19 protein-coding genes are annotated in these 20,244 nt (G+C 72.3%); 7 read left to right on the top strand and 12 right to left on the bottom strand.

Going from position 1 to position 20,244, the window contains the following annotated elements:
• The first annotated feature begins 57 nt into the window (after nucleotides 1–57).
• Nucleotides 58–1,110, top strand: a complete 1,053-nt coding sequence (locus ACIF8S_RS26330; RefSeq protein WP_400002233.1) for an aminotransferase class V-fold PLP-dependent enzyme — start codon at nucleotides 58–60, stop codon at nucleotides 1,108–1,110.
• A 287-nt stretch (nucleotides 1,111–1,397) separates the two neighbouring features.
• Here ACIF8S_RS26330 and thpD read toward each other — a convergent pair whose 3' ends face one another.
• From thpD to ACIF8S_RS26355, 5 genes are all read right to left on the bottom strand, one after another.
• The gene (gene thpD, locus ACIF8S_RS26335) at nucleotides 1,398–2,294 is read right to left on the bottom strand and encodes an ectoine hydroxylase (RefSeq protein ID WP_400002235.1); all 897 of its coding nucleotides are present in this window, start codon (nucleotides 2,292–2,294) and stop codon (nucleotides 1,398–1,400) included.
• Between the two features lie 6 nt (nucleotides 2,295–2,300).
• Entirely contained in the window at nucleotides 2,301–2,699 is a 399-nt protein-coding gene (locus ACIF8S_RS26340; protein ID WP_024887205.1) for an ectoine synthase, read from the bottom strand.
• A gap of 35 nt (nucleotides 2,700–2,734) precedes the next feature.
• Nucleotides 2,735–4,006, bottom strand: a complete 1,272-nt coding sequence (gene ectB / locus ACIF8S_RS26345; RefSeq protein ID WP_349791484.1) for a diaminobutyrate--2-oxoglutarate transaminase — start codon at nucleotides 4,004–4,006, stop codon at nucleotides 2,735–2,737.
• A gap of 67 nt (nucleotides 4,007–4,073) precedes the next feature.
• Nucleotides 4,074–4,580: a diaminobutyrate acetyltransferase gene (gene ectA, locus ACIF8S_RS26350; RefSeq protein ID WP_400002237.1), complete on the bottom strand. Its 507-nt coding sequence runs from the start codon at nucleotides 4,578–4,580 to the stop codon at nucleotides 4,074–4,076.
• Between the two features lie 646 nt (nucleotides 4,581–5,226).
• Nucleotides 5,227–6,327 carry a pyridoxal-phosphate-dependent aminotransferase family protein gene (locus ACIF8S_RS26355; protein WP_400002239.1) on the bottom strand — a complete coding sequence of 367 codons (1,101 nt, stop codon included), beginning with the start codon at nucleotides 6,325–6,327 and terminating at the stop codon, nucleotides 5,227–5,229.
• A gap of 188 nt (nucleotides 6,328–6,515) precedes the next feature.
• Between ACIF8S_RS26355 and ACIF8S_RS26360 the strand changes: the two genes are divergently transcribed.
• From ACIF8S_RS26360 to ACIF8S_RS26370, 3 genes are read left to right on the top strand one after another with little or no spacing between them, the layout of a single operon-like run.
• Nucleotides 6,516–7,367 (top strand): transporter substrate-binding domain-containing protein, encoded by an 852-nt coding sequence (locus ACIF8S_RS26360; RefSeq protein ID WP_400002241.1) that lies wholly within the window; start codon nucleotides 6,516–6,518, stop codon nucleotides 7,365–7,367.
• A 4-nt stretch (nucleotides 7,368–7,371) separates the two neighbouring features.
• On the top strand, nucleotides 7,372–8,208 hold the full coding sequence (locus ACIF8S_RS26365; RefSeq protein ID WP_349791490.1) for an amino acid ABC transporter permease: 837 nt from the start codon (nucleotides 7,372–7,374) through the stop codon (nucleotides 8,206–8,208).
• A complete protein-coding gene (locus ACIF8S_RS26370) occupies nucleotides 8,205–8,996 on the top strand; it encodes an amino acid ABC transporter ATP-binding protein (protein ID WP_400002243.1) in 792 nt (263 codons plus the stop codon). The genes ACIF8S_RS26365 and ACIF8S_RS26370 overlap by 4 nt, the downstream gene beginning before the upstream one ends.
• An 89-nt stretch (nucleotides 8,997–9,085) precedes the next feature.
• On the opposite strand, the gene ACIF8S_RS26375 is transcribed toward ACIF8S_RS26370, so the two are convergent.
• Entirely contained in the window at nucleotides 9,086–9,235 is a 150-nt protein-coding gene (locus ACIF8S_RS26375) for a hypothetical protein (protein WP_400002348.1), read from the bottom strand.
• A 129-nt stretch (nucleotides 9,236–9,364) separates the two neighbouring features.
• Between ACIF8S_RS26375 and ACIF8S_RS26380 the strand changes: the two genes are divergently transcribed.
• The 3 genes from ACIF8S_RS26380 to ACIF8S_RS26390 all read left to right on the top strand — a co-directional run bounded on the left by ACIF8S_RS26380 (nucleotide 9,365) and on the right by ACIF8S_RS26390 (nucleotide 13,766).
• Nucleotides 9,365–10,456 carry an amidohydrolase family protein gene (locus ACIF8S_RS26380; RefSeq protein WP_400002244.1) on the top strand — a complete coding sequence of 364 codons (1,092 nt, stop codon included), beginning with the start codon at nucleotides 9,365–9,367 and terminating at the stop codon, nucleotides 10,454–10,456.
• A gap of 178 nt (nucleotides 10,457–10,634) precedes the next feature.
• Nucleotides 10,635–11,582, top strand: coding sequence for an SCO1860 family LAETG-anchored protein (locus ACIF8S_RS26385; protein WP_400002246.1), 948 nt, complete (start codon nucleotides 10,635–10,637; stop codon nucleotides 11,580–11,582).
• A gap of 1,449 nt (nucleotides 11,583–13,031) precedes the next feature.
• The gene (locus tag ACIF8S_RS26390) at nucleotides 13,032–13,766 is read left to right on the top strand and encodes a TetR/AcrR family transcriptional regulator (RefSeq protein ID WP_400002247.1); all 735 of its coding nucleotides are present in this window, start codon (nucleotides 13,032–13,034) and stop codon (nucleotides 13,764–13,766) included.
• Nucleotides 13,767–13,959: 193 nt separating this feature from the next.
• On the opposite strand, the gene cobC is transcribed toward ACIF8S_RS26390, so the two are convergent.
• Genes cobC through cobM form a run of 6 tightly spaced genes read right to left on the bottom strand, consistent with a single transcriptional unit; the run spans nucleotide 13,960 to nucleotide 20,232 of the window.
• Complete coding sequence (gene cobC, locus ACIF8S_RS26395) at nucleotides 13,960–15,021, bottom strand: Rv2231c family pyridoxal phosphate-dependent protein CobC (RefSeq protein WP_400002249.1); 1,062 nt, start codon at nucleotides 15,019–15,021, stop codon at nucleotides 13,960–13,962.
• Complete coding sequence (locus ACIF8S_RS26400) at nucleotides 15,011–15,922, bottom strand: sirohydrochlorin chelatase (protein WP_400002251.1); 912 nt, start codon at nucleotides 15,920–15,922, stop codon at nucleotides 15,011–15,013. The genes cobC and ACIF8S_RS26400 overlap by 11 nt, the downstream gene beginning before the upstream one ends.
• On the bottom strand, nucleotides 15,919–16,506 hold the full coding sequence (locus ACIF8S_RS26405; protein WP_400002252.1) for a precorrin-8X methylmutase: 588 nt from the start codon (nucleotides 16,504–16,506) through the stop codon (nucleotides 15,919–15,921). The genes ACIF8S_RS26400 and ACIF8S_RS26405 overlap by 4 nt, the downstream gene beginning before the upstream one ends.
• Nucleotides 16,503–18,185, bottom strand: coding sequence for a precorrin-3B C(17)-methyltransferase (gene cobJ / locus ACIF8S_RS26410; protein ID WP_400002254.1), 1,683 nt, complete (start codon nucleotides 18,183–18,185; stop codon nucleotides 16,503–16,505). The genes ACIF8S_RS26405 and cobJ overlap by 4 nt, the downstream gene beginning before the upstream one ends.
• On the bottom strand, nucleotides 18,182–19,417 hold the full coding sequence (gene cbiE, locus ACIF8S_RS26415; protein ID WP_400002256.1) for a precorrin-6y C5,15-methyltransferase (decarboxylating) subunit CbiE: 1,236 nt from the start codon (nucleotides 19,415–19,417) through the stop codon (nucleotides 18,182–18,184). Before cbiE ends, cobJ begins: the two co-directional genes overlap by 4 nt.
• Nucleotides 19,414–20,232, bottom strand: coding sequence for a precorrin-4 C(11)-methyltransferase (gene cobM / locus ACIF8S_RS26420; protein ID WP_400002258.1), 819 nt, complete (start codon nucleotides 20,230–20,232; stop codon nucleotides 19,414–19,416). The genes cbiE and cobM overlap by 4 nt, the downstream gene beginning before the upstream one ends.
• Nucleotides 20,233–20,244 lie beyond the last annotated feature (12 nt).

Raw genomic sequence — 20,244 nt, forward strand, 5'->3', positions numbered from 1 at the left:
GGTACCGCGCAGAACATCGCGATGGACGGGGAGAGGGCGGGACCGCACAGTGGTCCCATGGAGACCTTCGAGAGCCTCGTCCACGCCGAGTTCACCCCGGAGAACACCTACCTGAACACCGCGAGCAGCGGCCTGCTCCCCGCCCGCACCGTGACCGCGCTGGAGGCGGCCGCGCGGCTGCGGGCGGAGGGGCGACCGCTCGACCCGCTGTTCGCCGACGTCGAGGTCTGCCGCGCCGCGTACGCCCGCCTGGCGGGCGTGCCCGTGGAGCGGGTGGCGGCCGGTGCGACGGTCGCCCTGTACTCGTCGCTGGTCGCCGCGTCCCTGCCGCCGGGCGCCGAAGTCCTCACCGCGGAGGACGACTTCACCTCCGTGCTGAACCCCTTCCACGCCCGCGGCGACCTCAAGGTGCGGGCCGCGCCGCTGGAGCGGCTGGCCGACGCGGTGCGGCCGGGCACCGCGCTGGTCGCGGTCAGCGCCGCGCAGTCCGCCGACGGCCGGATCGCGGACCTGCCCGCGCTGCGCGAGGCGGCCCGGTCCCACGGGGCACGCACCTACGTCGACTTCTCCCAGGCCGCGGGCTGGCTGCCGCTGGGGGCCGACGCGTACGACTACAGCGTCAGCATCACCTTCAAGTGGCTGCTGGGCCCGCACGGCGCGGCGTTCCTCGTCGTCCCCGAGGACTTCGGTGACCTGGTGCCGGTGCAGGCCGGCTGGGTCGCGGGTGAGGACCCGTGGGGCAGCTGCTACGGCCCGGTCGCCGAACTCGCCCGCTCCGCGCGGCGGTTCGACACCACTCCCGCGCTGTTCAGCTACGCGGGACTGCGGGCCTCCCTCGAACTCGTCGAGGAGATCGGGGTGGACACCGTCCGCGCCCACGACCTCGCCCTCGCCGAGAGGTTCCGCGCGGGGCTGGCCACGCTGGGCCGTGAGCCGCTGCCCGCGCCCGGTTCGCCCATCGTGTCCGTGCCGGGGCTCGGCGGGCTGCAGCCGCGGCTGGCCGAGGCGGGCATCCAGGTGTCCAACCGCGCCGGCAACCTGCGGGCGTCCTTCCACCTCTACAACACGGTCGCCGACGTGGACCGGCTGCTCGACGCCCTGTCCGGCTGAGCACACGGCAGCGGGCCGGTGCCTCCTTGTCCCACACGAGGAGGCCCGGCCCGCAGTCTGTGTCACGGTGCGCTCAGGGCACCGCCGTGTTGCCGCGGTGCGCTCAGGGCACCGCGTGCGCCTACTTCACCGGCGTGAAGTCCCGCGCCCCGATGCTGTGTCCTCCCGGGGGGCGACCCCCGGACCCCCGGCAGGGGGTCGGACTCACCGGACGGGAGTGAAATCCCTGGCCCCGATGCTGTGTCCTCCCGGGGGGCGACCCCCGGACCCCCGGCAGGGGGTCGGACTCACCGGACGGGAGTGAAATCCCTGGCCCCGATGAAGTCGGGGCGGCGGATCGGGGCCGCGAAGGGCTCGACCGCCGTGTTCTCGACGCTGTTGAACACGATGAACACGTTGCTGCGCGGGAACGGCGTGATGTTGTCACCGGAGCCGTGCATGCAGTTGCAGTCGAACCAGGTCGCCGAGCCGGCCTTGCCGGTGAACAGCTTGATGCCGTACTCCGACGCCATCTTGGTCAGCGCCTCGTCGGACGGCGTCCCCGCGTCCTGCATCTGCAGGGACTTCTTGTAGTTGTCCTTCGGCGTGGCACCGGCGCAGCCGAGGAACGTCTTGTGCGACCCCGGCATGATCATGAGACCGCCGTTGGTGTCGTAGTTCTCGGTGAGCGCGATCGAGACCGAGATGGTGCGCATGTTCGGCAGACCGTCCTCGGCGTGCCAGGTCTCGAAGTCGGAGTGCCAGTAGAAACCGCTGGCGCCGAAGCCCGGCTTGACGTTGATCCGCGACTGGTGGACGTAGACGTCCGAGCCGAGGATCTGCCGGGCCCGGCCGACGACCCGCTCGTCGCGCACCAGATTCGCGAACACCTCGCTGATCTTGTGCACCTCGAAGACCGACCGGATCTCCTGGGACTTCGGCTCGACGATCGAGCGCTCGTCCGCGCGGATCGCCGGGTCGGAGACCAGCCGGTCGAGCTCCCGCTTGTACACCTCGACCTCGTCCGGGCCGATCAGCTGGTCGATGGCCAGGAAGCCGTCACGGTCGAGCGCCTGGAGGTCGGACGCCGGGACGGGGCCGGGTGTGTCCGGGCTGCCCCAGACGACCGGGTCCTGCCGCGGGGTGGCCACCTCGGTGGCACCGCGGGTCGGGTAGAGATCGGTGACGTGCGTGGTCGTGGTCACGGTGACTCACACCTCCTCGGTGAGCAGCGGGTAGACGCCGTTCTCGTCGTGGTCCTCCCGTCCGGTCACGGGCGGGTTGAAGACACAGATGCAGTGGAAGTCCTCCTTGACCTTGAGCGTGTGCCGCTCATGGCCGTCGAGGAGGTACATGGTGCCGGGGGTGATGTGGTAGGTCTTCCCGGTCTCGCGGTCGGTGAGCTCGGCGTCGCCCTTGGTGCAGACGACGGCCTCGATGTGGTTCGCGTACCACATGTCGGTCTCCGTACCCGCGTACAGGATCGTCTCGTGCACGGAGAAGCCGACCTTCTCCTTGGCGAGGACGATGCGCTTGCTCTCCCACGTTCCGGACGCCGACTTGATGTGCCGGTCGGTGCCTTCGATCTCCTTGAACGAACGGACGATCACGGTGTTGCGATGCCTCCTCGGCTGGGGTGTGTGTTTCAGGCGGTCTCGCGGACGGCGCGGGCGAGGACGGTGAGGCCCTCGTCCAGCTCGTCCGGCGTGATGGTCAGGGCGGGGAGCAGTTTGACGACCTCGCTCTCCGGGCCGGACGTCTCGATGAGCAGACCGAGTTCGAAGGCGCGCCTGGCGACGCGGCCGGCCCGCTCCTTGTCGTGGAACTCCAGGCCCCACACGAGGCCGCGGCCGCGGTACTCCTTGACGTCGGCGAGGTTCTCCTCGGTGATGGCGATCATCGCCTGCTCCACCTGCTCGCCGCGCGCGCGGGTCTGCTTCTCCATGGCGGAACCGTCGGCCCAGTAGGCCTCCAGGGTGGCGGTGGCCGTCACGAACGCGGGGTTGTTGCCGCGGAACGTGCCGTTGTGCTCGCCCGGCTCCCAGACGTCCAGCTCCGGCTTGAACAGGGTGAGCGCCATGGGCAGCCCGTAACCGCTGATCGACTTGGAGACGGTGACGATGTCGGGGGTGATGCCGGCCTCCTCGAAGGAGAAGAAGGCGCCGGTACGGCCGCAGCCCATCTGGATGTCGTCGACGATGAGCAGCATGTCCTGGCGCTCGCACAGCTCGGCCAGGGCGCGCAGCCACTCGGGCCGCGCCACGTTGATGCCGCCCTCGCCCTGCACGGTCTCGACGATCACGGCGGCCGGCTTGTTGAGGCCCGAGCCCTGGTCCTCCAGGAGCCGCTCGAACCACAGGAAGTCCGGGACCTGGCCGTCGAAGTAGTTGTCGAACGGCATCGGCGTGCCGTGCACCAGGGGGATGCCGGCGCCGGCCCGCTTGAAGGCGTTGCCGGTCACGGCGAGCGAGCCGAGCGACATGCCGTGGAAGGCGTTGGTGAACGACACGATGGCCTCGCGCCCCTTCACCTTCCGCGCCAGTTTCAGCGCGGACTCCACGGCGTTGGTGCCCGTCGGCCCCGGGAACATGACCTTGTACGGCAGGTCGCGGGGGCGCAGGACGTAGTTCTGGAATGACTCCAGGAACGCGCGCTTGGCCGTCGTCGACATGTCGAGGCCGTGGGTGACGCCGTCGCGCTCCAGGTAGTCGATCAGGGCGCGTTTCAGGACGGGGTTGTTGTGCCCGTAGTTGAGTGAGCCGGCTCCGGCGAAGAAGTCGAGGTACTCGTGGCCGTCCTCGTCGTACATGCGGCTGCCGTGCGCACGGTCGAAGACGGCGGGCCAGCCGCGGCAGTAGCTGCGTACCTCGGACTCGAGGGTCTCGAAGACGCTGAGGTCGGGCTGGGTGATGGTCACGACGAATCGCTCCTCGGTGGCGTGGGAGGTCAGAGGGAGTCGGAAGATCGGGGTGCGGGCCGGTCCGTCAGAGGGCGAACGGCCCGATGCGGTACAGAACCTCGGGGTCGTGCGGTCCGTCGGGGAACTGGCCGGCGTCGAAGAGCACCTCGCGCTCCAGCAGGGCGCCGTGACGCTCCGCGAACGCGGTGAACAGGCGCTCGGAGGCCGTGTTGCCGGGAGCGACGGTGGTCTCCACGGTGTCCACGCCGTGCTCCGTGGCGGTCCGGGCGGCCAGTCCGTCGAGCATGGCGGCGGCCAGGCCCCGGCCGCGGTGCGTCTCGTCGACGGCGACCTGCCAGACCAGCAGGGTGCGCGGGCTGTCCGGCCGGAGGTACCCGGTGATGAAGCCCACCGGCGCTCCGCTCTCGTCGCGAGCGACGGCCGAGGTGGCGGCGAAGTCACGGCACCACAGCAGATAGCTGTACGACGAGTTCAGGTCGAGAACCTTCGAGTCCCTGGCTATCCGCCACAGCACGGCTCCGTCCGCCACGGTCGGGCGGTCGATTTGCAGGTCTGCTTGTGCGGCAGTCATGCGAATTGAACTTACCGAGGTAAATTCAAAATTGCATCGTCTGTCGGGGTTACGTACAAGCGCGTCATGTGTTATCGCGCGTACGGGCAGGTCCGCGCGAACCGTCGGAGAAATGCCCCGATTTGCACGGGAGAAAAGGGGGGAAAGCGGGCGCGATGTGGAACCGGTCACATCTGTGTAACTCTCGTGACGGCCCCTGGAATCGCCCGGTGGCCGCCACTCGGATCGGGGCGTTTAGGGTCCGGGAAACCGGGCAGAAGAAGACGGGAAGCTGTTCCGCAAGGTAATAGGGAAATAAGCCGGGGAATGTCGCGGGAGTATGTGTGCGAGGGATTTCGATAATCCCTGTGAATTCAGTTGCCGGTCACTGCGCCGATGCGCTCCCGCAGGACACAGGACACCGGTGTGAGCGTTGTACCGCGCGTATGTCGGCGCCGGGGGCGCGCGGTGGCGGTCCAGTCAGGACTCCGGAGCACCGCCCGCTCGTCCGTCACAGGCCCACGCCCCCGCCGGCCCGCCGCACCCTTCCGGCCACGCCCGACGGGCACCCGTGACAGGCACCCGCGACGGGCACCCTGGCGGGCGGACGGGACGTCAGCAGGCGTCGGGTCCGCGGCCGTGCGACACCCCCGACGAGTGGTACCGGTTACTGCCAGGCCTCTTCCGCCGCCGTCAGGGCCGCGGGGAGGTCGGCCGGCAGGCCCGCGTCGGTCAGGGCCGTGGCGAGGGCCGTCAGGCAGGCGCGGACCGTACCGCGGGTCGCGTCGGGGCCGTAGTGGTTGACACGGATCATCTCGCGGGCCAGGGCGCCGCCGCCCGCCGCCAGCGGGAGGCCGGGGTCGGCGGCCAGGGCGCGGGCGACCAGTTCGGACGCCGTGGTGCCGGACGGCGCCCGCAGGGTCGTCGCGACGGGCGCCGCGTCGGCCGCGTCGTGGACGTACGGCGCGATCCCACCGCCCAGCGCGAGCGCACCCGCCCGGGTCGCGGCCGCCGCAGAGGCGTGCCGCGCCATCACCGTCTCCAGGCCCTCCGCCTCGATCCGCTCCACGCACGCCTCCAGCGCCAGCATCTCCAGCTGCGCCGGCGCGTGCAGCAGGGCCTTGCGCCCGCCGTCGATCCACCGCTCCTTCCAGTCGAGGAGGGAGAGGTAGGAGCGGCGCGGGGCGTGCGGGTTGGCCGCCATCCGGGCCCAGGCCCGCGCGCTCACCGAGACCGCCGACACCCCGGCCGGACCGCCCATCGCCTTCTGCGCCCCGATGACGCACAGGTCCACGCCCCACGCGTCCGGCAGCACCGGCTCCGCGCCGACCGACGCCACCGCGTCCAGGTAGAACAGCGCACCGTGCGCCCGCACCACCTCGCCGATCGCGGCGACCGGGTTGGTGTTGCCGGTGGCCGCCTCGGCGTGCACCAGGGACACGAAGTCGATCTCCGGGTGCTCCGCGAAAGCGTCCTCGATCTGCCCGGCCGTCACCGCCGTGTGGAAGGGCACCGTCAGGTCGACGACGGTGGCGCCGCAGTCCCGCAGCCAGTCGCCGAAGGTCTGCCCGTAGGGGCCGGTGATGACGTTCAGCGCGGTCGTCCCGGGTCCGGCCGCCGCACGGATCGCGCCCTCCAGCGGCAGCAGCGCCTCACCCTGCGTGATCACGACGTCCTGCCCGGTACCCAGCAGGCGTGCCACCCGGTCCTCGATGGAGGCGAAGCGCGCGGCGCTCAACGGGGGCAGGTCGAGGAGGAGGTTCGTCACGGCTGTGCTCTCTTTGCTCATGCTTCACGGCGGCGCGGGTACGTACGACGACGTCGAGGGTAAACCTTCGCCCGACGGCGACCGGACAGCCAGGTTCCGCACCGGGCACCGCCGGACCAAGGGCAGGTTTGAGGCACTCAAACCTTTACTTATAATCTGAACATTCAGTTCCCCGACAGGAGGCTCCCGTGAAGACGCTCCTCGGCCGCCGGACGCGAGTCCTGGCCGCCACCACCGCGACGGCCGGGATGGTCCTCCTCGCCGCCTGCACCTCCACCGACGACGGAGGCAGCGGGTCCACCACCGCGGCCGGCGGGGTCGAGCTCGTCAAGGCGGGCCAGCTCACCACCTGCACCCACCTGCCCTACCCGCCCTTCCAGTCGGAGATCGACGGCAAGGTGCAGGGCTTCGACGTCGCGCTGATCGACCTGGTCGCCGACGACCTCGGAGTGAAGCAGCAAATCCTCGACACCCCCTTCGAGAACTTCAAGACCGGCGCCTTCCTCAACTCGGGCGAGTGCGACCTGGCCGCGGCCGGCATGACCATCACCGACGAGCGGAAGAAGAACGTCGACTTCTCCGACCCGTACTTCAACGCCACCCAGGCCGTCCTCGTCGACAAGGACAGCGGCGTCACCTCCCTCGCCGACGTCAAGAGCGAGAACGTCAAGCTGGGCGCCCAGGCGCAGACCACCGGCGAGGACTACGTCAAGGGCCAGGGCTTCGACCCGGTCTCCTTCGAGTCCTCCGACGCCGTCCTCAACGGCCTGCGCACCGGCCAGGTCAAGGCCGTCGTCATCGACTACCCCGTGGTCCAGGGCTGGCTGAAGGACAAGGCCAACGCCGACGCCTTCACGGTCGCCGAGCAGATCGACACCGGAGAGGAGTACGGCTTCACGGTGAAGAAGGGCAACACGGCCCTGCAGACGGCCGTGAACAAGGCGCTCGCCGACGCCAAGGCCGACGGCACGTACAAGAAGCTGTACGAGCAGTGGATCGGCCCGTACGACGAGTCGGCCGCCTCGCCGGCCGCGTCCTGACCCCGTGGCCGACACGGAGAAGACGCCGCTCCAGCCCAAGCGGAAGGGCCTGACCCGGCGTCAGAAGCGCAGCGTGTCGCGCGGCATCCAGTACGCCGTGTTCGTCGCGGCCGTGATCGCCTTCGCGGTCACGGCCGACTGGGGCCGCCTGCAGAACCAGTTCGCGCAGGTCGACATCGCCGAGCGGATGTTCCCCGACGTCATCACGCTGGCGCTGAAGAACACCGTCCTCTACACGGTGACCGGCTTCGCCGTCGGGCTCGCGCTCGGCATGCTGATCGCGCTGATGCGGCTGTCGTCCGTCGGGCCCTACCGCTGGCTGGCCGGCATCTACATCGAGATCTTCCGCGGCCTGCCGGCCCTGCTGATCTTCATCTTCATCGGCGTCGCCGTGCCGCTCGCCTTCCCCGGCACGGAGATCATCGGCGGCACCTACGGCAAGGTCGCCCTCGCCCTCGGCCTGGTGGCCGCCGCGTACATGGCGGAGACGATCCGGGCCGGCATCCAGGCCGTGCCCAAGGGACAGATGGAGGCGGCCCGCTCGCTGGGCTTCTCGCCTGCCCGGGCCATGGTCTCCGTCATCATCCCGCAGGCCTTCCGGATCATCCTGCCGCCGCTCACCAACGAACTCGTCCTGCTGTTCAAGGACTCCTCGCTGGTGCTGTTCCTCGGCGTCACCCTGGAGGAGCGCGAGCTGTCCAAGTACGGCCGCGACCTGGCGAGCCAGACTGCCAACTCCACGCCCATCCTGGTGGCCGGCCTGTGCTACCTGCTGATCACCATCCCGCTCGGCTTCGTCGTGCGCCGCATGGAGGCCAAGGCCCAGGAGGCCGTCAAATGAGCCGCCCGGAGATCCGCGTCAGCGGTCTGCACAAGTCGTTCGGCGACAACCACGTGCTGCGCGGCATCGACCTGGAGATCGGCCAGGGAGAGGTCGTCTGCGTCATCGGCCCGTCCGGGTCCGGCAAGTCGACCCTGCTGCGCTGCGTGAACCTCCTGGAGGAACCCACCGAGGGCCAGGTCTTCGTCGGCGGCACCGAACTCACCGACCCGGACGTCGACATCGACGCCGTCCGCCGCCGCATCGGCATGGTGTTCCAGCAGTTCAACCTGTTCCCGCACCTGACCGTCACCGAGAACCTCACGCTGCCGCAGCGCCGGGTGCTCCGGCGCGGCAAGGCGGAGGCCGCGAAGGTCGCCGCCGAGAACCTGGAGCGGGTCGGCCTCGCCGAGAAGGCCGACGCCTACCCGTCCTCCCTCTCCGGCGGCCAGCAGCAGCGCGTCGCCATCGCCCGCGCCCTCGCCATGGGCCCCGAGGTGATGCTGTTCGACGAGCCGACCTCGGCGCTCGACCCGGAGCTGGTCGGCGACGTGCTCGCGGTGATGCGGATGCTCGCCGACGAGGGCATGACGATGATGGTCGTCACCCACGAGATGACCTTCGCCCGCGAGGTCGCCGACCGGGTGGTGTTCATGGACGGCGGCGTGATCGTCGAGGACGGCAGCCCCGCCCAGGTCATCGGCGCGCCGCGGCACGAGCGCACCCGCCACTTCCTCTCCCGCCTGCTCGACCCCGCCATGGCGCAGGTCGAGGAGGAGACGTCCGACCAGGTGGGCACGTCGGACTAGAACGACGGGTCCGACAGGACCGCCCTCTCGCCGTCCGCCCTCCCGGCAGGGCGGACTGCTGGGAGGGCGGTCCCCACAAGCGGCGGACCTCAGCCGGCGGCCCGGACGACCGGGTCGTCCTGGTAGGCGTCGCCCTCGTCGAACGACGCCGCGACGACCGGCGCGGTCTTGGTGGCGCTGAGCGAGCAGGTCTCGAACGACGCGCCCTCGGCCTCGAAGTCGCGGCCGCCCCAGTACACCGAACCGCACAGGCGTCTCCCTCCCGGCGATCACTGCAACGGCCCCCGACGGCGGGCGGCCCGTGCCCGCCGCGGGGGAGAGGCGACGGGGACGCACGGCGGCGCGGGCGACGAACTATCGTGCGGGGCATGAGCGATCAGGCGGTGCTGCACGTGAAGGGACGGATCCTCGTCGGCCCGGACGAGGTCCGCGACGAGCTGTGGGTGGTCGACGGCCGCATCTCCTACGACCGTCCCGCCGGCGCACGCGACGTCCGCACGGTCGACGGCTGGGTGCTGCCCGGTCTTGTCGACGCCCACTGCCACGTGGGTCTCGACCGGCACGGGGCCGTCCCCGAGGACGTCGCGGAGAAGCAGGCGCTCACCGACCGGGACGCCGGAGCCCTGCTGCTGCGCGACGCCGGCTCGCCCTCGGACACCCGCTGGACCGACGACCGCGAGGACCTCCCGAAGATCATCAGGGCCGGCCGGCACATCGCCCGTACCCGCCGCTACATCCGCGGATACGCCTGGGAGGTCGAGCCCGACGACCTCGTCGCGTACGTCGCCCAGGAGGCCCGGCGCGGCGACGGCTGGGTGAAGCTGGTCGGCGACTGGATCGACCGCGACCTGGGCGACCTGTCGGCCTGCTGGCCGCGCGGCGCGGTGGAGGCGGCCATCGCCGAGGCGCACCGGCTGGGCGCCCGCGTCACCGCCCACTGCTTCGCCGAGGACTCCCTGCGCGACCTCGTCGAGGCCGGCATCGACTGCGTCGAGCACGCCACGGGGCTCACCGACGAGACCATCCCGCTGTTCGCCGAGCGGGGCGTCGCCATCGTTCCCACCCTGGTCAACATCGCCACCTTCCCCGCGCTCGCCGACGGCGGCGAGGGCAGGTTCCCGCGCTGGTCCGCGCACATGCGCCGGCTGCACGAGCGCCGCTACGACACCGTGCGGTCCGCGTACGACGCCGGCATCCCCGTCTTCGTCGGCACCGACGCCGGCGGCACCCTCCCGCACGGGCTCGCCGCCGAGGAGGTCGCGGAACTCGCCAAGGCCGGTCTCCCGCCCGTCGAGGCGCTCGCCGCCGGCACCTGGAAGGCCAGGGCGTGGCTCGGACGCCCCGGTCTGGAGGAGGGCGCCCCGGCCGACCTGGTGGTCTACGACGCCGACCCGCGCGCGGACCTCCGGGTACTGACCGGTCCGCGCCGGGTGGTGCTGAACGGGCGCGTCGTCGCGTAGGGCGCGCCCGCCGGCGGGACACCGGAGGGTGACGGCGGCGAACAGCCGTACCCCGGAAATCGAAAACGTTCTCCGACCTTCCCCGAAGGAGTGAAGAGTCACCGGATCGCTGACGGGGCGGCGCGGGCGCGGACATTCTGTCCGGGTCCCAGCAAAGTCTCATGGGGGTCCCACCACCTTGTACACCATCAACTTCTGTACGCCTGCCCGCCGTTGGACCGCCGCCGCCGCGGCCTGCGCGCTCGTCGCGGGGCCCGTCGTCCTCACCGGCGCGGGCGCGGCGTACGCCACCGAGGACCACGGCAGCGCGAGCGCCGCGGTGCTGCGCACCGGGCTCGACGTGTCCCTGCTCAACAAGACGGTGCAGGTCCCGCTCACCGTGTCCCTCAACGAGGTCCAGGCACCGCGGAGCGCGCGGGAGACGGCCCTCACCGCCACCCTCGACGGCGTGAACCGCGGCAAGCCGTTCAGCGTGCTGCGCGCCGAGGTGGCCGACGCGGCCGCGACCGTCGAGGGGGACAGGGCGGAGGCGTCCACCACCCTCGCCGACGCCCGTCTGCACGTTCCCGGGCTGCCCCTGCTGTCGGTCGTCGAGATCGAGGCGGTCAGCTCCAAGGCGGTCTGCGAGGCGGGGAAGACCCCGCACGCCTCCGTCACCCTGCCCGCCGCGGTCACCGTCCTCGGCAAGCGGGTCTCGCTGAGCGCCGGCGGCCCGACGCACATCGAGGTGCCGGGCGTGGGCTCGGTGCGGCTGGACCTGTCGAAGACGGAGACGACCTCGTCCACCGCCGTCGCCACCGCCCTGAAGCTGGAGGTGTCGGTCAACCCCGCCAAGCTGAACGTGGCCGAGGTCGAGGGCAGCCTGACGCTGGCGGAGTCGCGGTGCGAGACGCCGGCGGCGGCAGCCGCGGAAGAGCCGGAGGCAGCCGCCCCCGAGGCACCCGACGCCCCCGATGCGCCTGAGAAGGCGGAGCCCGCCGTCGAGCCCCAGGGCGCCCGCGCGGAGACCAACCTCGCCGAGACGGGCGGGGATTCGGCCACTCCGTACGTGGCGGCGGGCGCGGTGGCGCTGCTGGCGGCCGGCGGGGGAGCGGTGCTGCTGTCGCGGCGGGGGCGCCGCAACTGACTGGTGTCGCGGGTCACCAGGCCCGGGGCCCCGCCCCCTCCGGCGCCTGGTGACGGAGACGGCGCAGGGTGAGCGCCCGGCGCCTGAAACGGCGGTCGTCTCGACGGTGGCGCACTGGGGGTTGCGCGGTGGGGCCATGAGACCGAGGGCATGAGGGCTGCGCCCGGTCGGACGCAGAGGCCTGCGGCGTACCGGGCGCAGTGGCGGGCCGACCTCCTGGGGAATGAGGAGGCAGCGCCCCGCCCGCGCAGTGCGCCGAGCCTGCAGGTCCCTGCTGCTCATAGCTGGGCTGTCGATGGGTTGACGGCCCTGATCGCGGCTTGTTGTCAAGCGCGCATCGTGGGCCGTCTCCTCCCCAAGCGCCAGATGCACTGCTGGGGGCTGTGCGGTCCGTACCCGCTCACGCCTGTCCGGAGGCGTACCGGGCCTCCGAGGCGTCGGTAAGGCAGGTGCGGCGCAGCGGCGCACCTGGAGCGAGGGCCTCCCGAGAGACGGGCATCGCCGATCGCGTATGCCAGGCTGGGGTGGCCGAGGTCCTGTCTTGGCCCACAGGGTGTATTGACGCCTTGCTCAGGCGGCACATGGTGCATGCCATCGGAGTGAGGGGCGCGACCCGCATGAGGTTGATGTGCTCCCCGCCGACCGAGCCGACGAGGAGCACATCAAGGAGCGCGGTCATCCCGAAGGGGGAGCTCAGCCGCGGCCGTCGCACGCCTTGCAGTCGCCGCTGCCCCGGCAGCTGTCGCACTTCCACACACCGCGGTTGCCGGAGCCGTCGCAGGTGGTGCACTTGCCATTACCCTTGCAGCGCTGGCACCTGTTCCACATGATGAGACCTCTCTCTGTCACTGTGTTTTTTGCTGGTGTTGATCGGCAGATGACTCCTGGTCAGTCGCGTCCTCGTGGTGTTGCTGCGACTCGCGCAGGTGGATCAACACTGCTTGATCCGACAACCGACGCCACCGCACGCTCGCCTCGCGCGCTGTTCTGGAGCCGCACCTTCTCGCAGCCGCGCACGTTGCCCGGTGCGGCTTGGAGGAGGCGCACACGGCCGCTCAAGGCGGCGGCCTCGGCATGTGTGGACGCCGTCGAGCGGATCCGCAGTGCCGGGCACTCTTGTTCGCCGGCGGGGCAGACGCGTCCCCGACTGCAACACCCTTCACCGTGACCTCCATAACGCCTGCCGCAGACAGCACACGGTCACCTGAGGCACCTCAATCGATGCGCTTGCTCCTGCCGGATATATCTGGTCTGTCCTGTTTGTCGCTTCCATTTGAACCGCACTACTGCGTGCCGTCACCGCTGCGGTGTTGGTGAGGTGTGACACCCGTAAACGCAGTGAAGACCATTAACCACGTAACATGTCGTCACCGCAAGCTACTTCGTCGTCAATTACTCGATCGAGTGGCCGATCCGTTACGTTCCAAGGGCTAAGGAGGGATGTGTCGCATGCGATCCCCTGAGCCGGAAGATGTCAGCCGGCCTCTGACAAGACGTGAACGCCTGCGTGCAGAGTTGGAACATGACGCGCTGACGGCTGCGCGCCATCTCGTCGCTGCGCAGGGCGTTGAGGCTCTCAGCTTGTCGGCGGTAGCGCGGCAGGTAGGGGTCACTCCGCCGGCGTTGTACCGCTACTTCGAAGGAAAGGCAGGCCTCACGCTCGCCCTGTACGAGAGAATCACCAGTGATTTCGTGTCTGTCGTCGCTCAGGCTGCCGGCGCCATGGACGCCGAAGACTTCGGTGGTCAGCTCTACGAGGCTACGCGTGCCGTCCTGGACTGGTCCGTGGCGAATCCCGGCGAGTTCGATCTCCTGATGGGAGCTGGCTACGCACGGTTGGTCGCCTCCGGCCGCCCAGTTGACCAGGTACTTGTCCGGGAGCTCGGGGGTCTGTTCGGGCAGACCTTTGAAGAGTTGTGGCGTCGCGGCATCCTCTCGTACCCCTCGGAGGAGGAAGTGGAACCGCGTCTGTGGTCGCAGGTCACGGCCTACGGACAACTGATGCGACACGACTACCCGCCGGGCGTCGCCATGGTGATGATCACCTGCTGGCGGCAGATCTACGGGCTGCTCTGCATGGCGGTCTACGGGCATTTCGCCTCGTCGTTCGAGGACTGTCAGCCCTTGTTCGAGCACATGATGGACGACCTACTGGCTCTGTGCGGCGTGCCACGCAACCGATGAGTGCGTGGCCACCGGGCCTCCCGCAGGCAGGCTACGTTCGTCGCCTTCGGGGGCCTCAGCCATACCCGCCCCTGGCATGCGCCGCGCTCTGCGGGGGAGGCGTTGCCTTCCGAAAAGGTCGCAGGGAGGCCGCCCGACGAGTGCCTGCACCAGATCGAAGGACAGCCCCGTCGCCGCAGCCACCGCGCCCCGCTCAGCTCGCCAGCACCCGCTCCAGCGCCCCCAAGAACCCCTCCGTCGTCCCCCTGTCCCGTACCGCCAGGCGCAGCCACTCCTCGCCCAGGCCCGGAAACGTGTCGCCCCGGCGGACCGCGTAGCCGAGGGTGCGCAACCGCTCCCGTACATCCGACGCCGCCGGGACGCGCACCAGGACGAAGGGCGCCTCCGCCGGTTCCACCACCCGCAGGCCGCGGGACGCCAACTCCCGCAACCCCGCGATCAGGTACGCGCGGTCCGCCGCGACACCGCGCGCCGCCTCCTCCGCCTCCGCCAGCGCCGCAGGCGACACGCACGCCTCCGCCGCCGCCAGCGCCGGCGTCGACACCGGCCACAGCGGCTGCGCCCGCTCCAGCTCCGTGACGGTCTCCGGCGCCGCGAGCACGTACCCGATGCGCAGGCCGGCCAGGCCCCACGTCTTGGTCAGGCTGCGGAGCACAACCAGGCCCGGGACGTCCGTCCGCCCGGCCAGGGCCTCCCGTTCGCCCGGCACCGCGTCCATGAACGCCTCGTCCACCACGAGCGTGCGTCCCGGCCGGGCGAGCCGGACGAGCGACTCCGCCGGGTGCAGCAGGGACGTCGGGTTGGTCGGGTTGCCGACCACCACCAGGTCCGCGTCCTCCGGGACCGCCGCCGGGTCGAGGCGGAATCCGTCGGCCTCCCGCAGCAGCACCCGGTCCACCATGTGCCCCGCGTCCCGCAGCGCCGCCTCCGGCTCGGTGAACTGCGGGTGCACCACTACCGGCCGGGACACCTTCAGCGCCCGCGCCAGCAGCACGAACGCCTCCGCCGCGCCCGCCGTCAGCAACACCCGCTCCACCGGGAGCCCGTGCCGCGCCGCCACCGCGGCCCGCGCCGCCCGCCCGTCCGGGTAGGCGGCGAGGCCGGTCAGCGACGCGGCGACACGCTCCCGCAGCCACGCCGGGGGCGTGTCCGTGCGGACGTTGACCGCGAGGTCGACCAGGGCGCGGCCGTCGTCGCGGACCTCGGCGTCGCCGTGGTGGCGCAGGTCGTGGCCGGCCGCCGGATCAGTGGGCATGGGAGGGGGAGTGCGCGTGACCATGACCATGATGATGGTGCCCGTCGTCCCCGGGATGGAAATGCGGCTGCTGCGGCATCCCCACCTTGTCCTCGAAGCCGGGCAGCGCGATCCGGTACACGCAGGAGTCGCAGTTCATCCGTAGATCTCCCTTCACCGCCTCCTCGTACCGCTCCAGCACCAGGTCCAGCAGCTCCGGCTCCGGGCCGACGACGTCCGCCGACCGCACCTCGGCCTCCGGGTGCGCCGCCGCCCACTGTTCGGTCTGCGTCCGCACCCGGTCCGGCAGGATCCCGGTGAACAGGAAGTACGGCAGCACGACGATCCGCCGCGCCCCCAGCCGGGCACACCGCTCCAGCCCGCCCGGCACGTCCGGTTCCGCCAGCGACACGAACGCCGTCTCGACGCCGGCGTAGCCGCGACCCTCCCACAGCAGCCGGGCCGCCTTGAACACCTCCGCGTTGGCGTCCGGGTCCGTCGACCCGCGCCCCACCAGCAGCACGGTCACCTCGGCCGGGTCCCAGGAGGCGTCCACCGCCTCCGCGAGCCGCCGCTCCAGCACCCGCAGCAGCGCCGGGTGCGGGCCCAGCGGACGGCCGTACGTGTACGAGATCCCCGGGTGGCGTTCCTTCTCGCGGGCCAGCGCGGCCGGGATGTCGCCCTTGGCGTGCCCGGCGGACACCAGCATCAGCGGCACGGCCGCGAACCGCCGCACCCCCTGTTCGACCAGGCCGGCGACGGCCTCGCCGAGCGGCGGCGGGGACAGTTCGATGAAGCCGCCCGCGACGGGCAGCTCGGGCCGGCGGCGGCCCAGCTCTCGCACGAAGGCGCGGAACGCCTCCGCTCCGGCGTCGTCCCGGGTGCCGTGGCCGGCGATGAGCAGGGCGGGCGGGCTGGTCACAGGGTCTCCTCGGTCGAAAGGGGGTGGTACAGCAGGGCGTTGAGCGCGGCGGCGGCGACCGCCGACCCGCCCTTCTCGGACACGTTGCTCACGGCGGGCAGTCCGCTTTCCCGCAGCGCCGCCTTGGACTCGGCGGCGCCGACGAACCCGACGGGCAGGCCGACGACGAGCGCCGGGGAGGCGTCCAGCGTCAGCAGTTCCTCCAGCGCGGTCGGGGCGCACCCGATCACCCACAGGGCACCAGGACCGACCTCCTCGTAGGCGAGCCGGACGGCGTGCGCGGACCGGGTGAGCCCCGGCCCGGAGCGCGCGTCCCGCAGCCGGCACACGGTCTCCCGGCGGGTGATCCCGGCCGCGACCATCTCCACGTCCGCGACGACGGGCGCCCCCGCGTGCAAGGCGGCGTGGGCGCGCAGCAGTTCGGCCTCGTCCATGACGAGGTCGGCGGCGTACTCCAGGTCGGCCGAGGAGTGCACGACGCGCTCCACGACCGCCCGGGTCAGCGGCGGGAAATGCGAGGTGTCGAGACGGGCGCGCAGCCGCCGGAACGACTCCTGCTCGATGGGGTGGACCACGCGGTTCACCGGGCCTCCTCCTGCCAGCGGTAGCCGCGCGGGGTGACCATGCGCCCCGCGATCCGCCGGGTCGCCGTGTTGCCCACGGTCACGACCGTCATCATGTCGACCGTCGCCGGGTCCAGCGCGGCCAGCGTGGTCAGCCGCACCGACTCGTCCGCGCGGGACGCGTTGCGCACGACCCCGACGGGTGTGCCGGGCGCCCGGTGTCCGGCGAGCACGGCGAGCGCCTTCGGGAGCTGCCAGTTGCGGCCCCGGCTGCGCGGGTTGTAGAACGTCACCACCAGGTCGGCCTCGGCCGCCGCCCGTACCCGCCGCTCGATGACCTGCCACGGCGTGTGCAGGTCGGACAGGCTGATCGACACGTGGTCGTGGCCCAGCGGCGCGCCGAGCAGCGCGCCCGCCGCGAGCGCCGCCGTCACGCCCGGCACGCCGACCACGTCGATGTCGTCGGACGCCTCCGCGAGCGCCGGGGACGCCATCGCGTACACGCCCGCGTCGCCGCTGCCGATCAGTGCGACCGCCTGCCCGCGCCGGGCCTCCGCGACCGCCGTACGCGCCCGCTCCTCCTCCGCGCCGAGCCCCGACTCCAGCACCCGGGTGCCGGGACGCAGCAGGTCGCGGATCTGGTCGACGTACTGGTCCAGGCCCACCAGCACCGACGCGCGCCGCAGTTCGTCCCGCGCCCGCGGGGTCAGCAGGTCCCGCGCGCCGGGCCCGAGCCCGACCACCGCGAGCCGCCCCCGCCCCGGACGCCGTACGACGGCACAGGTCGCCATGGCCGGGCGCCCCGCCGACTTCCGCTTGGGCACGACGAGTTCACCCCCGCCGACGAGCGCCGCGGCCTCCGCGACGGACGGGGTGCCGACGGCGGCGAGCGGCGCGTCGGACGGGTTCGGCACCGCCACCCGCGCCAGCTCGCCGGCGGGGTACGTCACCAGCGGCACCCCGAGCCGCCGGGCCGCCTCCACGAGCCCCGGCTCACCGGACTTGGCGTCCACGGTGGCCAGTTCGGCCACGGACGCCCGCGACAGCCCCGCCTCCCGCAACGCGTCCTCGACGAGACCGAGCACCTCCTCCACGGGGGCGCCCTTCGACGCGCCCACCCCGACGACGAGGGTCGGCGGCCGCAACACCGCCTCCCCGTCGACCGGTTCGGCGATCCGGTCCGTCACCCGGACCGTGTACGCGCCCTCGGCGGCGACCGGGAGCGGCGGCAGCGGCCACGCCACCTCGGCGCGCAGCGCCACCGCCTCCCCGTCCAGCAGCGCCCGCGACACGGCGGCGACGTCGCCCTCCACCGGCAGGCCCAGCGTGTCGAGACCGGGCAGTCCCACCGCGTCGGTCGCGGTCGTCACCACCGGCTCCGCGCCCAGCACCTCGCCGACCTCGCGGGCCAGGTCGTTCGCGCCGCCGCCGTGCCCGCCGAGCAGCGACACCGCGAACCGGCCCGCCTCGTCCACGCACACCACACCCGGGTCGCTCGTCTTGCCGGCCAGCAGCGGCGCCACCAGCCGCACCACGGCCCCGGTGGCGAGGAAACACACGAGGCGGTCGCACTCCGCGAACGCGGCCCGTACCGCGTCCGCCACCGGACCGCCGTACACGCGCGTGCGGTCCGGCCAGGCGGCGGCCAGCCGGTCCCGTGCCGCCGCTCCGGCCGCCGTGGCGGCAATGAGGCCGATCACTCGCCCACTCCTTCACTGTGCGCCGGGGGCCGGACGCCCCACAGCAGGAACACCGGGTTGGTCGCCGCGAGCCGGGTCACGTCCCCGGGCAGCGGCGCGAGCCGCGACGACTGCAGCAGCACGCCGTCGCAGGTCAGACCGGCGTCGGTCAGGGCCGCACGGGCGGCCGGCACCCGGTCGAGCGCCGCCACCGCCACGACGACCGTCCGCCGCGCCCGCCGGGCGCACGCGGTGACGACCGCCGGGAGCTCCCTGCCCCCGCCGCCGACGAACACGGCGTCCGGGTCGTCGTCCAGCCCGTCCAGCACCCCGGGCGCCTCCCCGTGCACCACCGTCACGTCCACGCCGTGCGCGGCGGCGTTGGCGCGCACCCGCTCCACGCCGTCCGCGTCGCGCTCCACGGCGACGGTCGCCGCGCCGAGCCGCGCGCACTCCACCGCCACCGACCCCGACCCCGCGCCGACGTCCCACACCAGATCGCCGGGGCGCGGACCCAGCCGGGCCAGTGCCAGCGCCCGCACCTCGAACTTGGTGATCATCGAGTCGCGGTGGGCGAACTCCGTCTCCGCCAGCGCCCACCCGGCGGGGCGGTCCCCGAGGCCGGCGACCGTACGCACCGGCCCGAGCACCCGCGCCTCGTCGAGGCACAGCACCACGCTCACCGCGCGGCCCCAGTCCCGGCCGGCCGCCTTCTCGGGCGTCACCCGCTCCACCGACTCCCCGGCCGACCCCAGTGCCGAGGCGACGACCAGCACCCGCCGCTCACCGCGCAGCGCCGCCCCCAGCTCGGCCGGACCTGCGCCCGGCCCGGTCAGCACGGCGACCTTCGGATGCGCCCGGCACACGTTCACCGCCGTCCGCGGGTCCCGGCCGTGCGCGCTGACCACCACGGCGTCGTCCCAAGGGAGGCCGGCCCGCGCGAAGGCGGCGGCGACGGAGGACACCCCGGGCCGTACGTCGAGCCGCTCCGGCCCGAACCGCTCGGCCAGCGCCCGGACGATCCCGAAGAACCCGGGGTCCCCGGAGGCCAGCACGACCACCGGCCGCTCCTCCGCCACGTACGCGGCGACGGTGTCGAGCGCGGGCGCCAGCGGCCCCAGCACGACCGTCTCGGCCCCCTCCGGCACTCCCACGGCGTCCAGGTGCCGCCGCCCGCCGACGACGAGCGCGGCCTTCCCGGCCTCAGGGACCTCGACCGGCGCACCCATGCCCGTCCCCACCACGGTGATCATGTGCTCGCCCCCCGCTCCCGCAGCTCCCTGCGGGCCTGCGGGTCGGCCTTGCGGAAGCCGTGGAAGTGGCCCGGGTGGTACAGGTGCGAGCGGGTGCCGTGCGCGTCGAGGGCCGGACCGACCAGGAACAGCGTGTGCTTCCACAGCTTGTGCTCCTTGACCGTCTCCTCCAGCGTGCCGACCGTGCACCGCACGACCAGCTCCTCCGGCCAGGTCGCCTGGTACGCCACCACGACCGGCGTCGACGTCGGATAGCCGCCCTCCAGCAGCTCCCGCACCAGCTGCCCGCTCCTCGCCGCCGACAGGAACACCGCCATGGTGGTGCCGTGCCGCGCGAACTCGCGTACCTCCTCACCGGGCGGCATCGGCGTCTTCCCGCCGCCGAGCCGGGTCAGGATCACCGACTGCGCGACCTCTGGGATCGTCAGCTCCCGCCCCGCGAGCGCCGCCACCGCCGAGAACGACGACACGCCCGGCACGATCTCCGTCGGGATGCCCAGCTCCGCACACCGGTCGACCTGCTCCTGGGTGCCGCCCCACAGCGCGGGGTCACCCGAGTGGATCCGGGCCACCTTGAGCTGTTCGTCGAGTGCCCGGGCGTAGACGGCCACCACGTCCTCCAGCGACATCGCGGCCGAATCGAGGATCTCCGCGTCCTCCCGCGCGTGCTCGAGTACCTCCGCCTGCACCAGGCTGGCGGCCCAGATCACCACGTCCGCCTCGGCGATGGCCCGCGCGCCGCGGAACGTCAGCAGATCGGCGGCGCCGGGACCGGCCCCGACGAAGGTCACCTTGCCGGTGGGGGCGTCGGTCATGGAAAACGGGTC

Source organism: Streptomyces sp. NPDC085937, assembly GCF_044540535.1.
Lineage (GTDB): Bacteria > Actinomycetota > Actinomycetes > Streptomycetales > Streptomycetaceae > Streptomyces.

Bases quoted from the DNA above. Each gene is read 5' to 3' on its own strand.
- ACIF8S_RS26330 (WP_400002233.1), top strand. From the start codon at position 58: ATGGAGACCTTCGAGAGCCTCGTCCACGCCGAGTTCACCCCGGAGAAC.
- ectA (WP_400002237.1), bottom strand. From the start codon at position 4,580: ATGACTGCCGCACAAGCAGACCTGCAAATCGACCGCCCGACCGTGGCG.
- ACIF8S_RS26370 (WP_400002243.1), top strand. From the start codon at position 8,205: ATGAGCCGCCCGGAGATCCGCGTCAGCGGTCTGCACAAGTCGTTCGGC.
- ACIF8S_RS26380 (WP_400002244.1), top strand. From the start codon at position 9,365: ATGAGCGATCAGGCGGTGCTGCACGTGAAGGGACGGATCCTCGTCGGC.
- ACIF8S_RS26390 (WP_400002247.1), top strand. From the start codon at position 13,032: ATGCGATCCCCTGAGCCGGAAGATGTCAGCCGGCCTCTGACAAGACGT.
- cobC (WP_400002249.1), bottom strand. From the start codon at position 15,021: ATGCCCACTGATCCGGCGGCCGGCCACGACCTGCGCCACCACGGCGAC.
- cbiE (WP_400002256.1), bottom strand. From the start codon at position 19,417: ATGATCACCGTGGTGGGGACGGGCATGGGTGCGCCGGTCGAGGTCCCT.
- cobM (WP_400002258.1), bottom strand. From the start codon at position 20,232: ATGACCGACGCCCCCACCGGCAAGGTGACCTTCGTCGGGGCCGGTCCC.